Genomic DNA, 15,431 nt, shown 5'->3' on the forward strand with positions numbered 1-15,431 from the left:
GCCCGGCCCCGGCAACCGGTCGGTGCGGGGCGGGCGCGATACGGTGATCGCCGTCGAATCGGCCAGCGCCGTGCGGACCGGCTCGGCACCCACCTCCACGAGGTGTGCATCCGAGCTGGACGACACGACGAAGTGAGCTGCCCATGACTTCCGACGATCCGCATACCGCCGACCTGCGCTCGCGCGTCGCGGGACTGATGGCGCAGGCCGAACGCGATCTGGCCCAACTGGTTTCGTTCAAGTCGGTGGCCGACCCTCGGCAGTTCCCGGCGGAGGAGTGCGAGCGTGCCGCGCAGTGGGTGGCCGACGCGTTCGCCGCGGTCGGGCTGACCAGGGTGGGGTTGCACGAGACGGCGGACGGCAGCAAGGCCGTCATCGCCTCGCGTCCCGCGCCGCCCGGTGCGCCGACGGTGCTGCTCTACTGCCACTATGACGTGCAGCCGCCGCTGGACGAGGCGGCGTGGCGCACGCCGGTCTGGGAGCTCACCGAGAAGGAAGGCCGCTGGTACGGGCGCGGCGCGGCGGACTGCAAGGGCAACATCGTCATGCACCTGACGGCCTTGCGCGCCATCGGATCCGAGCTACCCGTCGGGGTCACGCTGGTCGCCGAAGGCTCCGAGGAGCAGGGCACCGGCGGACTGGAGAAATTCGTCGTCGACAACCCGGATCTGCTGCGCGCCGACGCCATCGTGATCGGCGACTGCGGCAACTTCGCGGTCGGCGTGCCGACCTTCACCGAGACGTTGCGCGGCAACGTGAACGTGGTGGTCACCGTGGAAACCCTTGCCGGACCGCTGCATTCGGGCATGTTCGGCGGAGCGGCGCCGGACGCGCTCGCCACGCTGATCCACGTGCTCGCCACGCTGCGCGACGCAGAGGGCAACACCACCGTGGCCGGGCTGGACAACCGGCAGCCCTGGGACGGCGTGCAGTACGATCCCGACCGCTTCCGCATCGACGCCGGTGTGCTCGGCGGCGTGGATCTGGCGGGCGATGGCACGGTCGCCGAAATGCTCTGGGCCCGGCCGACTCTCACCGTGCTCGGCATCGACGCGCCGCGGGTGGTCGGCTCCTCCGCGGCGATCCAGCCCACGGCCCGCGCCCGGCTGAACCTGCGCATTCCGCCGGGCATCGTGCCGGAGGACGCGCACCGGGCGCTGGTCGCTCACTTGGCGGCCAACACTCCGCTGCACGCCAAGCTGACCATCGAGCTGGAGAGCGTGGGAGCGCCGTTTCGCTCCGCCAGCGGCGGCCCCGCCCGCGCCGCCATGGACGCGGCCCTCGCCGCCTCCTACGGCAAGCCGACCACCACCCAGGGGCAGGGCGGTTCTATCCCGCTGTGCAACGTCTTCGCCGACACCTATCCCGACGCGGAGATCATGCTCATCGGCGTCGAGGAGCCGAAGTGCCTGATCCACGCCCCCAACGAGAGCGTGGACCCCTCCGAAATCGAGCACATGGCTTTGGCGGAAGCGCTCTTCCTCACCACCTACGGCCGCTGACCGGAACCGAAGGGTCAGAATTCGCGCTGGTTCTCCGGTTCGAGCACGGTGAATTCCGTTCCCTTCGGGCCCATTTCGGCGAGCCTGCCGAAGTAGATGCCACGCGCCTCGGGCTGGATGATGCCGAAGTGGATGGGCAGGGCGGTGCGCGGGGCGACCGCGCGGAGGTAGTCGACCGCCTCGCTGATCCGCATCCACGGCGCCGCGGCCGGGATGGCCAGCACGCCGACCTGCACCGGCGGGACCCAGAGCGAGTCGCCGGGGTGCACGAGCTGGGCGGGGTCCTCGGCGGTGCCGAGCTGGAAGACGGTGTTGTCGATGACCGGGATGTCCGGATGGATGACCGCGTGCCTGCCGCCACCGCCGGTGATCTGCAGATCACCGAGTCGCAGCACGTTGCCCGCGTGCACGGCTTCCCAGCGGTCGCCGCGCTGGGCCGCGGTCTGCGGATCCGACAGCAGGCGGGCGTTCGGGTTGGCCTCGATCAAGGCGTCGATGCGGTTCGGGTCGATGTGGTCGGGGTGCTGGTGGGTGATCGCGATGGCGTCCAGGCCGGTGATGCCCTCGAAACCGTGCGAAAAGGTGCCCGGATCGAAGAGCACCTTCGTGCCGTGCAGTTCGACGAGGATGCAGGAGTGGCCGAAATGGGCTATGCGCATGCCGCCATGCTATTGGCATGGTGTCGATTTTCACCCGACCCCGCAGGTAACTCGCGCGACCTGAGCAACTACGCTGCTCAGGTAACCCCCGCATACCCATCTGAGGAGCAACGCGTGGCACGAGTCGTGGTCGAGGTGATGCCGAAGGCCGAAATCCTGGATCCGCAGGGGCAGGCCATTGTCGGCGCGCTCCCGCGCCTGGGATTCGCCGGGATCGCTGATGTGCGGCAGGGCAAGCGATTCGAGCTCGACGTGGACGACAGCGTCAGCGACGCCGAGCTCGAGCAGATCGCCGAAGGCCTGCTCGCCAACACCGTGATCGAGGAGTGGAAGGTGGTTCGCCTCCCATGACGGCGCGCATCGGGGTCATCACGTTTCCCGGCACGCTCGACGACGTCGACGCGGCGCGCGCGGTGCGTCTCGCCGGCGCCGAGGCGGTCAGCCTGTGGCACGCCGACGCCGACCTGAAGGAGGTCGACGCGGTGGTCGTGCCCGGCGGCTTCTCCTACGGCGACTACCTGCGTGCGGGCGCCATCGCCCGGTTCGCGCCGGTGATGGGCAAGGTCGTGCAGGCCGCGGGCAAGGGCATGCCGGTGCTCGGCATCTGCAACGGCTTCCAGGTGCTGTGCGAGGCCGGGCTGCTGCCGGGCGCGCTGACCCGCAACGAGGGTCTGCACTTCGTCTGCCGCGACGAATGGCTCACCGTCGAGTCGGTGTCCACCGCGTGGACCTCCCGCTACGAGCCAGGCGCGCAGATCCTGGTCCCGCTCAAGTCCGGTGAGGGCCGCTACCAGGCCTCGGCCGCCGTGCTCGACGAGCTGGAGGGCGAGGGCCGGGTGGTCTTCCGCTACTCGGGCGACAACCCGAACGGCTCGCAGCGCGGCATCGCGGGCATCGCCTCGGCCAACGGCCGGGTGGTCGGCCTGATGCCGCACCCCGAGCACGCCACCGAGCCGCTGACCGGTCCGAGCGACGACGGTCTCGGACTGTTCCTCTCGGTGCTCGACACCCTGGTCTCGGCCTGACGTAATACTTCGGCCCGAGCCGACCCGAAGCGGGTCGGCTCGGGCCGTTTCGCATTCTGTTCACCAGATGCGGTCGATGAGCTCGAATTCGACGCCTTCGGCCCGCGCCAGATAGCCGGGCTGGATCGCCTGGTTGCCGAGGAAACCGCGTGGGCCGCCAGGGGTTTGAAAGTGCACGCCGTCGGCCAGCGCGCCCTGCAAGCTCGGCACGTCCAGCGAGCCGACGGACTCGGCCAGCCCGCGCAGGGCGTGGATGGCCTCGTAGGTGGCGTTGCTGAAGGTGGTGAGCGCGGGCGCGAAACTGCCGTGCATTCGCCGGTAGCGGGTCTTGCGGTCCAAGCCGTCGGCGAGCTTGTCGTTCAGGAAGAAGCTGGACGGCACATAGAGATTGTGGTTCGCCTTGGCGCCGCCCGTGAGCAGCACGTTCTCGTCGGCGGCCGGGCTGACTCGCACCTGATCGGCGGCCCGGCCCGTGGCGTAGAACTGACGGTTGAAGCGCGAGACGTCCGCGCCGACCATCAGGATGATGACGCCATCGGCCCGGTCCAGATCGGGATGGGTGAGGAAGTCGAGGAAACTGGGTGTGCCGAGCGGGACGTACCGCTCCAGCACGACGGCGCCGGGATCGATCAGGCTGCGCCGCACCGCTTTCGCCGTCTCGCGCGGCCAGATGTAGTCGTTGCCGATGATGGCCCAGCGGCGCACGCCGAGTTCCCTGCCGAGCCACCGCACCGCGGCCACGGTGTGGCCCGCCGGATGCTCGCCGACCAGCAGCACACCGGGCAACTCGTCGGACAGGCCCTCGTGGCTGACCGCGAACAGATAGGGGACGCGCCCGTCGTTCGTCTTGGCCACAGCCCGCCGCACCGCCGAGGTGTGCCAGCCGGTGATGGCGTGCACCATACCGGTGGCCAGCAGCGCGGACACCTCGGTGGCGACCTCGTCCGGCGGTCGGCCGCCATCGATATTCGTGGTACGAATTTCGCGTCCCAGAATTCCGGCGCCACGGTTGATTTCGGATACGGCGAGCGAAATGGCAGCGTCGCAGGACGGCGCGAAGATCCCGCCAGGTCCTTGCATGGGAACGATGTTCAGTATCTCTATTGTGCCGTCTGGGCTCTCGCCGACCGCTGACATTCGGTACTCTTCTTCTGGTTCGAGCGAAATTCAAAAGCAGGCGGGGAAATCAATGTCGACCATTCTAAACGGATATGCCACGCTGCATGGGGCGCTGCGTGCCGCCGAACGCCGTTGGCTACGGCATCTCGACGCGGCGCTGTGCGCCAGGCAGCTTTCGCCGGATCAGTGGTCGATGCTGTGCAACCTGTCGAGCGAAACCGGTATCACCATGAGCGAATTGGCCAACCGTTCGCAGTTGGCGCCGTCGTCGGCCACCCGGCACGCCGACGGTCTCGCCGAGCGCGGCCTCATCTTCCGTGTCGCCGCGGAGGAGGATCGGCGGCGCATCCTGATCGGGCTGAGCAGGCTGGGAACCGAGCTGGTCGCGTCGGTGCGCGCCGAGGAGGAACTCGCCGAGCGGCAGCTCCAGGCGAAGATCGGCGCGCGGCGCTACGCCGAGCTGAAGCGGCTGCTGGAGCTGGTGGCCGAGGCCTAGGTCACGGTGAGCGTCTCGAAGTCGACGCCCGCCGCGCGCGCCACGAAGGTCGGTCGCACGACCTGATCGCCGCGAAAGGTGAACGCGCCCGAGGGACCTTCGAGCACCGCGCGGTCCGCGAGCGCGCCGTGGATGCGCGCCGTCTCGAACGAGCCCGCGGCGTCGACCACGGTGCGCAGTGCGTGCAGGGAGCGGTAGGCGCCGTTGGCGAATCGGCTGAAGGTGGGGGCGAATCCGTGGTGCAGCCGCAGGTATCGGTCGAGCAGATCGCGATCGTCGGCGCTGCGCCGGTCGGGAATCACGCCCGAGGGCACGTAGATATTGCGGTTCGCGTCGAGTCCGCCTGCCAGCAGCACGTTTTCGTCGATCGTCGGGCCGGTACGGAACTGCCGGTCGGCGCGTCCCGCCGCGGTGAATGCCCGGTTGAATCGGGCGGCGTCGGCGCCGACCAGCAGCAGGATCACTCCGTCGGCCGCGTCGAGCCGGGGATCGTCGAGCACCGCGCCGAAATCCTCGGCGCCCAACGGCACGAAGTGCTCGGCGACCACCGTGTGCCGCGGCGCGAGGATCTCGCGCAGCGTCGGCGCGATACGGCGGGACCAGAGGTAGTCGCTGGCCACCACCGCCCAGCGCCGGGCGCCGAACTCCCGATAGAGCCAATCCACCGCGACCATGGTCTGGATGCCGGGGTGCTCGCCGATCATGAAGACGCCCGGCTCTTCGGCGGCGAGCCCGTCGTGGCCGACGCCGAACAGGCAGGGCGCCCGACCGGCCGCGGCGCGCATGATCGCGCAGCGATTCTCCGGCATCGGAATTCCGGTGACGGCGTGCACCATGCCGGTCGCCAGCAGAGCCGACACCTCGTCGTGCACGCGCTGCGGCGGGCCGCCGCCGTCGATCGTGGTGACGCAGACCTCCCGGCCGAGAATGCCAGTCCCGCTGTTGATTTCGGCCATGGCCAGGTTCGCGGCCGCGACACAGGACGGTCCGATGAGGGCGCCCGCGCCGCGCAGGGGTGCGATGTTGACGATCTCGACGACATCGTGGTGCCGCCCGCTCGACAATGTCATGCGAACCCCCGTTCTGCGCGCGAGATTTGCTGGATGTTCTCGTTCGCCGCGTCGCGAGCCAGTCTAGCGGCGTTTTCGCGCTTTTTCGTTTCGGCGCGGCGGCGGGATTACCGCAGGGCTACCGCGGTATTACCGTTGCCGTTAATTGCCCGATACGTCCGATATCGGAACAAGTTGCCGCGGGGCTCGCCCCGGTGCGAGAAATCGCGGCATCACGACCGGCGCGGCGGCGGCTCTCTAGGATCGGTCCATGCCCGTTTCCACCACCGCCGCCACGGCCGAAGGTCTGTGCGCGTTCATCGATGACTCGCCCTCGCCGTTCCACGTGGTCCGCACGGTCGCGCAGGAGCTGGACGCACACGGCTTCACCCGCCTCGCGGAAACGGCGGCATGGCCCGCCGAGTCGACCGGCCGCCGCTATGTGGTGCGCGGCGGTTCGCTGGTCGCCTGGGCCGGGACCGGCGACGCCGCGGCCCCGTTTCGCGTCGTCGGCGCGCACACCGACAGCCCGAACCTGCGGGTGAAGCAGCACCCGGATCTGGCGTCCGCGGGGTGGCAGCTGGTCGGGCTCGAACCGTACGGCGGCGCGTGGCTGAACTCGTGGCTGGACCGCGAGCTCGGCATTTCCGGCAGGCTGACGGTGCGCGACGGAAACGCGTTGCGCGAGGAGCTCATTCGCATCGAGGAGCCGATCCTGCGGGTGCCGCAGCTGGCCATCCACCTCTCCGAGGACCGGCGCGGCGTCACGCTGGACCCGCAGCGGCACGTGAACGCGGTGTGGGGCGTCGGTGACCTGCCGCGCTCGTTCCTCGCCTTCGTCGCCGAAAGCATCGAGGTGGATCCGGCCGCGGTGCTCGGCTGGGAGCTGATGACGCACGTGCTGGCCCCGAGCGGCCTGGTGGGCCGGGACAACGACCTGGTCAGCGCGCCCCGGCTGGACAACCAGGGCACCTGCTACGCCGGGTTGCGCGCGTTCCTGGCCGCCGTCGAGGATCCGGGTGCGGCGGTGCCGGTGCTGGCCATGTTCGATCACGAGGAGGTCGGCAGCCAGTCCGACCGTGGCGCCCAGTCCGATCTGCTGCCCGCCGTGCTGGAGCGGATCGTGCTGGCGCGCGGCGGTGGTCGCGCCGAATACCTGGCGGCGCTGGCCGGTTCGATCTGCGCGTCCGGCGACATGGCGCACGCGACCCACCCGAACTACCCGGAGCGGCACGAGCCCGCGCACCGCATCGAGATCAACGGCGGGCCGGTGCTCAAGGTCAACCAGAACCTGCGCTACGCCACCGACGCCACCGGCGCGGGCGCGTTCGCCCTGGCGTGCGACCAAGCGGCCGTCCCGTTGCAGCGCTACGTGCATCGCGCCGACCTGCCCTGCGGCTCGACCATCGGCCCGATGACGGCGGCCCGCACCGGCATGCCCACGGTCGACGTCGGCGCACCCCAGCTGGCGATGCACTCGGCCCGAGAGTTGATGGGGGCGAACGACGTTCCGGCTTATGCGGCGGCGCTCGCGGCGTTTCTCACGCCCGCCGAGTAGGGCACTGTCGGATTCGTTCGTGAGCGTGCCGAGCATACCGAGTGCGCGATACCTTGCACTGGTGTGAGAGTGCCCGCCCCGATGTCAGTGTGCTGAGCTGCGGGTTTCCCATCGGAGGGTCATGCTGTCGACCTTTCCTCGAACACCCGGACGCGGTTCGCGGCAACCTGGATCACTGCGCGTATCGACACTTCGGTGCCATGCCTGAGGGCATGTACTCCTGCACTTGGGCTCGGGTCACGTATCGGGCGGCGAGTTCACATGCCTCGTCCACGTCCCAGGGGCTGTCCCACAGCCGCACAGTGCCGTCCCGTCCAGCGGAGGCCAGTCGGCTGCCGTCCGGGCTGAATGCCACCGCAATCACCATTTGAGTGTGGCCGGTGAGTGGTTCGCCGACCTGCTCACCGGTGGCGGGATCCCACAGCCGCAGGGTGTCATCGCCGCCGCCGGTGGCCAGTCGGGTGCCGTCCGGGCTGAACGCCACCGCGGCCACCGGGCCGGTGTGACCGGTGAGTGGTTCGCCGACCTGTTTGCCGGTGGCGGGGTCCCACAGTCGCACAGCGTGATCGGCGCCGGCGGTGGCGAGTCGGGTGCCGTCCGGGCTGAACTTCACCGCAAACACCATTTCGGTGTGGCCGGTAAGTGGTTCGCCGACCTGCTTTCCGGTGGCGGGGTCCCACAGGCGCACTGTCCCGTCCATGCCGGTGGAGGCCAGTCGGGTGCCATTCGGGCTGAACGTCGCCGCGTACCACTCGTCGGTGTGGCCGGTGAGTGGTTCGCCGACCTGTTTGCCGGTGGCGCGGTCCCACAGTCGCACGGCGTGATCGGCGCCGGCGGTGGCCAGTAGGGTGCCGTCCGGGCTGAATGCCACCGCGGCCACCGGGCCGGTGTGGCCGGTGAGTGGTTCGCCGACCTGTTTGCCGGTGGCGGGGTCCCACAGGCGCACAGTGTGATCGGCGCCGGCGGTGGCCAGTAGGGTGCCGTCCGGACTGAATGCCACCGCGTACACCTCGTCGGTGTGGCCGGTGAGCGTCGCGCCTATCGGTCGGCCGGGGGTCAGATCCCACAGCCGCACCGTTTTGTCTGCGCTGGCGGTGGCCAGCTGAGTGCCGGCCCGGTTGAACGCCACCGCGTTCACCTCGCTGGTGTGGCCGGTGAGCAGGGAAGCGATCTGTCGGCTTCTGGCCGGGTCCCACAACCGCAGGGTGTGGTCGATGCCGGAAGAAGCCAGCCGGGTACCGTCCGGGCTGAACGCCACCGCGGTCACCGCACCGATATGGCCGGTGAGTGGTTCGCCGACCTGCCGCCTGGTGGCGGGGTCCCACAGCCGCACGGTGCGATCGGCGCCAGCTGAGGCGAGCCGGGTGCCGTCCGGGCTGAACGCCACCCCGGTCACCCAGTAGGTGTGGCCGGTGAGCGGTTCGCCGACCTGCTCACCGGTGGCGGGGTCCCACAGCCGCAGGGTGTGGTCTTTGCCGCCGGAAGCCAGTCGGGTGCCGTCCGGGCTGAACTTCACCGCCAGCACTGCGCCGTCGTGGCCGCGGAGCGGTTCGCCGACCCTCCGTCCCGTGGTGGGGTCCCACAGCCGCAGGGTGCCGTCTCCGCCTGCGGAGGCCAGCCGGGTGCCGTCGGGGCTGAACGCCACGTCGTTCACTATGTCGGTGTGGTCGGTGAGCGGTTCGCCGACCTGCTTGCCGGTGGCGGGGTCCCACAGCCGCACGGTGCGATCGGCGCCGGCCGAGGCGAGCCGGGTGCCGTCCGGGCTGAACGCCACCGCGGTCACCGGGCCGGTGTGGCCGGTGAGTGGTTCGCCGACCTGCTTGCCGGTGGCGGGGTCCCACAGCCGCAGGGTGCCGTCTTTGCCTGCGGAAGCCAGTCGGGTGCCATCGGGGCTGAACGCCACGTCGTTCACTATGTCGGTGTGACCTGCGAGCGGGTCGCGAACCTGCTGAGCGACGCGCTGACCGAAGCCGACGCGGGCGTTGACCACTGCATTGGTGGCCTGCCGCAGCGGGGTCGGTGTCGTCCGGCTGCTCTCGGCGGCGAGGGCGAGAGCCAGAGCGGAATTGCTGGTGGCGGTGTCGCGGGAGGTTGCAGCCAGGGCGAGAGCCACCGCCTCACGCCGTTGGATGGCTTCCTGTTGCCATTTGACGGCCGCGATCGCGGCACAGGCCACCGCGAGAACGGTCAGCAGGACCAGGGCCGTGATCGCGGCGCGTCGTAGCCGTCGGAAGCGACGTTGCTCGTGCAAGTCCTCGCTGGCCAGTTCGTATTTGGGTTTGCCGTGGATCGGTGCAGCCAGGTCGGTGACCTTCTCCCGGAACATCGGTGCGCGAGGATCCCATGGTGCATCCGCGCTGACGTCGACATGGAACGGCTCGGTGGGGAGGACTCCCGGCTCGGTGAGTACCGGCAAAGCCACATCCGACCGCTCAGGATCGAACCGCCCGGTGTCTTCGTCCCAGGTCAGGGACCCACCGGCCACAACGAAGAGCAACCGGTCCGGGCCGCGGCGCCGCAGCCAGTGGGCGACTTCTTTGTTGACCCATTTCGAGGCGACCGCGTCGGGGGACAGCACCACGATGAAAAAGCGGGCGTGGTTGATCGCGTCGGTGACCTTGCCCCACAGATCGGGGCTCGCGGTGAGGTCGGTGGCGTCACGGAACACTCGCACGGCATGTAAGTGGCCCATGCGTCGGCCGATGCGGTGCAAGGCCTTCTGGATCCCCGCGGCGACCTGCCGATCATCGTGGGTATAGGAGATGAACGCGTCGTAATCGAGCGACTCGTCGTTCCCGAGAGTCGGCTGCTCTAGGTTCCCCGGAGCCTGAGCACACATGGACTATCACCACGCCTCCAGATCGAGACATGAACTAGACCGTTTGAGCGTGACCCGGGCGGCACCGGATATCGCGGGTAGTCCACTACCTGTCTTCGCGGCACGGTTGCCGGCACGCCTGCGATCGAGCCCTCCATTGACCGACTGACCGGCTGATGTCATCAGCGCTTGTGGTGGACGTTGCCGGCGGAGACACCGATGAACGACAGGAAAACTGCTGAAGTGACAGTTATGGTGCTTCGCCCAACGGCCGGGAGTCGTGTCGGTGGTCCGTGTGGTCACGCCGGGCAGTACCCGCGGCTGCCGAACGAACGTCTCTATCTGGAACCGTGAGAAGGGGCGTTGCGCAAGCGTTCGGACCGGTCGGGAATCGACTGGCGGCGGGCTGTTGCACCTCGGCCGACTCCGCGCCGCGTGAGGTGGGTCAGGCTGTGACCGGAGCGGGTTCGGGCGAGGGTTTCGTGACGGGGCGGTAGGTGGCGACCGCGACGACGAACACCGCGAACGTCGCGAGGACGTAGCTGCTTCCGATGATCTGCTGCCACCAGTCCCAGTCGAGTTCCCGGTCCTTCGAATGCGGCAGCAGCCAGTGCGGGCCGATCAGGAACAGCACGGTGAAGCCGACGACCGTCGCGACGAACAACCGTCCGCGCGGAGTTCGCGCGCGGCCCTCGCGAACTCGCACGATGGCGTCGGCGGCCACGACGAGCGCGGGCGCCACCCAGACCCAGTGGTGCGACCACGAGACCGGTGAGACCAGCAGCACCGCAGCAGCATTCACCAGCAGCGCCGCCACGGTGGCCCCCGCCTCGATGAGCCGGTGCATCCAGATCGCGGCCAGCGCGATCGTCACCAGCGAGAGCGTGATCCAGATCAGCGTGGCCGCCGAATCGGAGACGCCGAGCCGGAAGGCCATGCCCTTGAGCGACTGGTTGCCCGCGAAGTAGGGCGGGCCGATGCGGCCGGTGTCGGCCAGCGTGTTGAACCAGTACTCCACGGAATCGCGCGGGAACAGCAGGAATCCGAGGCCGACCGCGCCGATCGCCGACACCACCAGCGTGCCCGCCGCTTTCCAATCCTTGCGCAGCAGGAAGTACAACAGATAGCCCGCGGGAATCAGCTTGACCGACACCGCGATTCCGATGAGCATGCCGCGCGGCCAGAATGGCTTGCGCACCAGGCAGTCCAGCGCGATGGCGGCCATCAGCACCAGATTGATCTGGCCGAAGCCGTAGGTCTGACGCACCGGCTCGAGGAAGCCCACCGCCGCGACGGCGGCGATCACCAAGGGCAGCACGGCCAACCGGTCGAGTTCCGGCCGGATCCTGGCCAGTACCAGCCACAGCGTGATGCCGAGGGCGGCGATCGAGGTGGCGAGCACCAGCACCTCGGCCAGCACCAACGGCATCAGCGCCAGCGGCGCGAAGAACAGCGCGGCCAGCGGGGGATAGGTGAACGGAAGGCCGATGCCGAACACCGGCGGCATCGGGCCGTACAGCTCGCCACCGTCCAGCCACACCCGCGCGCCGTTGCGATAGACCTGGAGATCGATGTACCCGTTCCACCAGTGGACGAGCAGCGAGACCACCGCCGAGATCAGGAACAGTCCGAACGCGGCGGCCAGCCAGCGCATCTGCGTGGACGACATCGGCGACCGCGGCGACGACTCGGTCGCGACATTCGCGACGCCGGGGCGCACATCCTCCGTGGCAGCCTGCTGCTCGGCCGAATTCGCGACCCCCGATCGTTCACTCACTCCGACAGAGTATCCGGGGGGTGGGGCGGTCTCCGGGTCGCCCCGGACGCCGCAACCCGCGAGGACCGCCCGCCGATCTCGCCCGCTGACAGGGGAATCGGCGGCTCGGATCGAGACGCGACGGTCTCGGGCAACGACCCAGCGACCATGATCGAGACCACACTCGGATCGGAGCGCTGCACGGCGTCACCGTCGGCAATCCGCGCCGTCACCGCGGCCGCGCCCCTCACCTGCGTGACCGCGCCACCCGCCCTCTAGACTGAGTGCCAGGCATCTCGCCGCAACCAGTGACAACGCTCGTCGCTGCCGACGCCCGTGCTCACCCACCCCGCCGGCTCCGCCGGCTCGCCGACCCCCAAGGCCCGGCCGAAAGGACCCTGGTACTCCGTGACTCCGCAGGTCGACACCGTCAGTGCAGCCGCAGCAACCCCCGATGTGGCGCAACCGTACAAAGAGCTTGGTCTCAAGGACGACGAGTACGCCCGCATCAAGGAGATCCTCGGCCGTCGGCCCACCGACGCCGAGCTGGCGATGTACTCGGTGATGTGGAGCGAGCACTGCTCCTACAAATCGTCCAAGGTGCACCTGCGCTACTTCGGCCAGACCACCACCGACCAGATGCGCGAGTCCATGCTCGCGGGCATCGGCGAGAACGCGGGCGTCGTCGACGTGGGCGACGGCTGGGCGGTCACCTTCAAGGTGGAGAGCCACAACCACCCCTCCTACGTCGAGCCGTACCAGGGCGCGGCCACCGGCGTCGGCGGCATCGTGCGCGACATCATGGCGATGGGCGCGCGCCCGATCGCGGTGATGGACCAGCTGCGGTTCGGCGCGGCGGACGCGGCGGACACCCGGCGCGTGGTGGACGGCGTGGTGCGCGGCGTCGGCGGCTACGGCAACTCGCTCGGTCTGCCCAATGTCGGCGGCGAGACCGTCTTCGACGCCTCCTACCAGGGCAACCCACTGGTCAACGCGCTGTGCGCCGGCGTGATGCGGGTCGAGGACCTGCACCTGGCCTTCGCCTCCGGCACCGGCAACAAGATCATCCTCTTCGGCGCGCGCACCGGCCTGGACGGCATCGGCGGCGTGTCCGTGCTGGCCTCCGACACCTTCTCCGGTGACGAGTCCGGCGCGGGTCGCAAGAAGCTGCCCAGCGTGCAGGTGGGCGACCCGTTCACCGAGAAGGTGCTCATCGAGTGCTGTCTCGAGCTGTACGCGGCCAAGCTGGTCGTCGGCATCCAGGACCTCGGCGGCGCCGGGCTGTCCTGCGCCACCTCCGAACTCGCGGCCGCGGGCGACGGCGGCATGCACATCGACCTGACCAAGGTGCCGCTGCGTGCGGCCAACATGACGCCTGCGGAGATCCTCTCCAGCGAATCCCAGGAGCGCATGTGCGCCGTGGTCACCCCCGAGAACGTGGAAGCGTTCATGGCGGTGTGCCACAAGTGGGACGTGCTCGCCACCGTCATCGGTGAGGTCACCGACGGCGACCGCCTCGTGGTCACCTGGCACGGCGAGACCGTGGTCGACGTGCCGCCGCGCACGGTCGCGCACGAGGGCCCGGTGTACGAGCGCCCGGTGCAGCGCCCGGACTACCAGGACGCGCTGATCGCCGACACCCCGGACAAGCTGTCGCGTCCCAAGACCGCGGAGGAATTGCGCGCGACCCTGCTGCAGATGATCTCCAGCCCGCAGCTGTGCAGCCGCAAGTGGATCACCGAGCAGTACGACCGCTACGTACGCGGTAACACCGTGCTCGCCGAGCACGCCGACGCGGGCGTCATCCGGATCGACGAGGAGACCGGCCGCGGCATCGCGCTGGCCACCGATGCCTCCGGCCGCTACACCAAGCTGGACCCGTACACCGGCGCGCAGCTCGCGCTGGCCGAGGCCTTCCGCAACGTCGCCACCACCGGCGCGACCCCGAAGGCCGTCACCAACTGCCTCAACTTCGGCTCGCCGGAGGACCCTGGCGTGATGTGGCAGTTCCAGCAGGCCGTGCGCGGTCTCGCGGACGGCTGTGTGGCGCTTGGCATTCCGGTCACCGGCGGCAACGTCAGCTTCTACAACCAGACCGGCCAGGACGCCATCCTGCCGACGCCGGTGGTCGGCGTGCTCGGCGTCATCGACGACGTGCACCGGCGCATTCCGACCGGCCTCGGCCTCGAGCCGGGCGAGACGCTGATCCTGCTCGGCGAGACCCGCGACGAGTTCGGCGGTTCCATCTGGTCGCAGGTCGCCCACGATCACCTCGGCGGCGAGCCGCCCAAGGTCGACTTCGCCCGCGAGCAGCTGCTCGCCGAGGTGCTGACCTCCGGCTCGCGCGATGGCATGATCAGCGCCGCGCACGACCTGTCCGAGGGCGGTCTCGCGCAGGCCGTGGTGGAGGCCGCGCTGGCGGGCGAAACCGGTTGCCGCATCCTGCTTCCCGAGGGCGCGGACCCGTTCGTCACGCTGTTCTCCGAATCGGCGGGCCGGGTGCTCGTCGCGGTGCCGCGCTCCGAGGAGACCCGGTTCACCAAGATGTGCGACGCGCGCGAGCTGCCGTGGGTGCGCATCGGTGTCGTGGACCAGGGCTCGGATTCCGTCGAGGTTCAGGGCCAATTCTCGGTTACCATGGCGGAACTGCGCGAAGCCTACGAGGGCACGCTGCCGAAACTGTTCGGAGCCAGCGCGATCTGACCCCACCGGAGGCTCGGATAGTTACCTCTGAGCTACACGACGGGGCCGGCCGAGTGGTCGGCCTCGGGCTGGTATCCGATCGTCACGTTCTGGCAGGTCGCCGCCGACCTGCCGAACGGGCAGCGGGTCAGCGACGGTCATGGGCATCGCTACGGCACGCTGGTGCTCGACGCCTGGGTCGCCATCGCCCAACCGCCGGACTGGACGGCGGAACTCTCCGACCGGATCCGCCGGTACCTGGAGGAATCCGCCGACCGCGAGCGCGAGCTGAAGTAGACCGACGAACGCCCACCCGGGCGAGCCCGGACCCCTCGTTGCCGGGCTCGCCCAGGTGGGCGTCTGTCGTCGGTCAGATGGCCTTGAACGGATCGTGTTCGGCCATCAGCTTTTCCATCCGCGCCGCGTCGATGCGGTTGGTGGTGGAGTTGGCCTCGTGCTGGTCGCGGACCACCTTGGCCAGGGTGAAGGTGCTGGTCACCAGGAACAGCACGGTCATTCCGAGGAAGCCGCGCTGCCAGATGTCCAGCGGAAGGTAGAAGATGCCGACGCCCGCCCCGAACAAACTGATGCCGAACGCGATCGCGGCCTGCGCGACGTAGGCCGAACTGGCTTTCGGCGCTGCGTTTGGTGTGCTCATGGATATCGAGTCTGCTCGGAGGACGGCCGGCGCGACCGCGTACAACTACTCGAGCGCGGTGGGTAATTGTCGCGCGGTGACCTGGGCAACGCGCACCGCCGTCGGTGCC

General features: G+C 69.4%; 13 protein-coding genes. 7 read left to right on the top strand and 6 right to left on the bottom strand.

Annotated features, from left to right (window positions below; genetic code table 11):
* Nucleotides 1-143 precede the first annotated feature (143 nt).
* Nucleotides 144-1,502: a dipeptidase gene (locus ACRWNM_RS04115; RefSeq protein ID WP_431963652.1), complete on the top strand. Its 1,359-nt coding sequence runs from the start codon at nucleotides 144-146 to the stop codon at nucleotides 1,500-1,502.
* A 14-nt stretch (nucleotides 1,503-1,516) separates the two neighbouring features.
* Here ACRWNM_RS04115 and ACRWNM_RS04120 read toward each other — a convergent pair whose 3' ends face one another.
* On the bottom strand, nucleotides 1,517-2,161 hold the full coding sequence (locus ACRWNM_RS04120) for an MBL fold metallo-hydrolase (RefSeq protein ID WP_431963654.1): 645 nt from the start codon (nucleotides 2,159-2,161) through the stop codon (nucleotides 1,517-1,519).
* Between the two features lie 114 nt (nucleotides 2,162-2,275).
* Here ACRWNM_RS04120 and purS point away from each other — a divergent pair, with 114 nt between their 5' ends.
* Both purS and purQ read left to right on the top strand, forming a co-directional pair.
* Nucleotides 2,276-2,512 (top strand): phosphoribosylformylglycinamidine synthase subunit PurS, encoded by a 237-nt coding sequence (purS, locus tag ACRWNM_RS04125; RefSeq protein ID WP_067841963.1) that lies wholly within the window; start codon nucleotides 2,276-2,278, stop codon nucleotides 2,510-2,512.
* Nucleotides 2,509-3,186, top strand: a complete 678-nt coding sequence (gene purQ / locus ACRWNM_RS04130) for a phosphoribosylformylglycinamidine synthase subunit PurQ (RefSeq protein WP_431963656.1) — start codon at nucleotides 2,509-2,511, stop codon at nucleotides 3,184-3,186. The genes purS and purQ overlap by 4 nt, the downstream gene beginning before the upstream one ends.
* 60 nt (nucleotides 3,187-3,246) lie before the next feature.
* On the opposite strand, the gene ACRWNM_RS04135 is transcribed toward purQ, so the two are convergent.
* Nucleotides 3,247-4,266, bottom strand: coding sequence for a substrate-binding domain-containing protein (locus ACRWNM_RS04135; protein ID WP_431963658.1), 1,020 nt, complete (start codon nucleotides 4,264-4,266; stop codon nucleotides 3,247-3,249).
* On the opposite strand from ACRWNM_RS04135, the gene ACRWNM_RS04140 reads away from it, so the two are divergent.
* Nucleotides 4,265-4,801, top strand: a complete 537-nt coding sequence (locus ACRWNM_RS04140) for a MarR family winged helix-turn-helix transcriptional regulator (protein ID WP_431963659.1) — start codon at nucleotides 4,265-4,267, stop codon at nucleotides 4,799-4,801. The two genes, ACRWNM_RS04135 and ACRWNM_RS04140, sit on opposite strands and share 2 nt — an antisense overlap.
* Here the strand turns inward: ACRWNM_RS04140 and ACRWNM_RS04145 are convergent.
* Nucleotides 4,798-5,871: an ABC transporter substrate-binding protein gene (locus tag ACRWNM_RS04145; protein ID WP_431963661.1), complete on the bottom strand. Its 1,074-nt coding sequence runs from the start codon at nucleotides 5,869-5,871 to the stop codon at nucleotides 4,798-4,800. The two genes, ACRWNM_RS04140 and ACRWNM_RS04145, sit on opposite strands and share 4 nt — an antisense overlap.
* Nucleotides 5,872-6,121: 250 nt before the next feature.
* On the opposite strand from ACRWNM_RS04145, the gene ACRWNM_RS04150 reads away from it, so the two are divergent.
* Complete coding sequence (locus ACRWNM_RS04150) at nucleotides 6,122-7,408, top strand: M18 family aminopeptidase (protein WP_431963663.1); 1,287 nt, start codon at nucleotides 6,122-6,124, stop codon at nucleotides 7,406-7,408.
* Nucleotides 7,409-7,580: 172 nt separating this feature from the next.
* On the opposite strand, the gene ACRWNM_RS04155 is transcribed toward ACRWNM_RS04150, so the two are convergent.
* Together ACRWNM_RS04155 and ACRWNM_RS04160 are read right to left on the bottom strand one after the other, a co-directional pair.
* Nucleotides 7,581-10,247, bottom strand: coding sequence for a toll/interleukin-1 receptor domain-containing protein (locus ACRWNM_RS04155; RefSeq protein ID WP_431963665.1), 2,667 nt, complete (start codon nucleotides 10,245-10,247; stop codon nucleotides 7,581-7,583).
* 424 nt (nucleotides 10,248-10,671) lie between these two features.
* Nucleotides 10,672-12,003, bottom strand: a complete 1,332-nt coding sequence (locus ACRWNM_RS04160; RefSeq protein WP_431963667.1) for a glycosyltransferase 87 family protein — start codon at nucleotides 12,001-12,003, stop codon at nucleotides 10,672-10,674.
* A 387-nt stretch (nucleotides 12,004-12,390) separates the two neighbouring features.
* Here ACRWNM_RS04160 and purL point away from each other — a divergent pair, with 387 nt between their 5' ends.
* Both purL and ACRWNM_RS04170 read left to right on the top strand, forming a co-directional pair.
* Nucleotides 12,391-14,685, top strand: coding sequence for a phosphoribosylformylglycinamidine synthase subunit PurL (gene purL, locus ACRWNM_RS04165; RefSeq protein WP_431963669.1), 2,295 nt, complete (start codon nucleotides 12,391-12,393; stop codon nucleotides 14,683-14,685).
* A gap of 27 nt (nucleotides 14,686-14,712) precedes the next feature.
* Entirely contained in the window at nucleotides 14,713-14,961 is a 249-nt protein-coding gene (locus ACRWNM_RS04170; protein ID WP_431964507.1) for an alpha/beta-hydrolase family protein, read from the top strand.
* Nucleotides 14,962-15,034: 73 nt separating this feature from the next.
* Here the strand turns inward: ACRWNM_RS04170 and ACRWNM_RS04175 are convergent, their stop codons facing one another.
* Entirely contained in the window at nucleotides 15,035-15,322 is a 288-nt protein-coding gene (locus ACRWNM_RS04175) for a YiaA/YiaB family inner membrane protein (RefSeq protein ID WP_431963671.1), read from the bottom strand.
* Between the last annotated feature and the right edge of the window lie 109 nt (nucleotides 15,323-15,431).

It is taken from the genome of Nocardia sp. bgisy134 (genome assembly GCF_965341865.1).
GTDB lineage: Bacteria > Actinomycetota > Actinomycetes > Mycobacteriales > Mycobacteriaceae > Nocardia.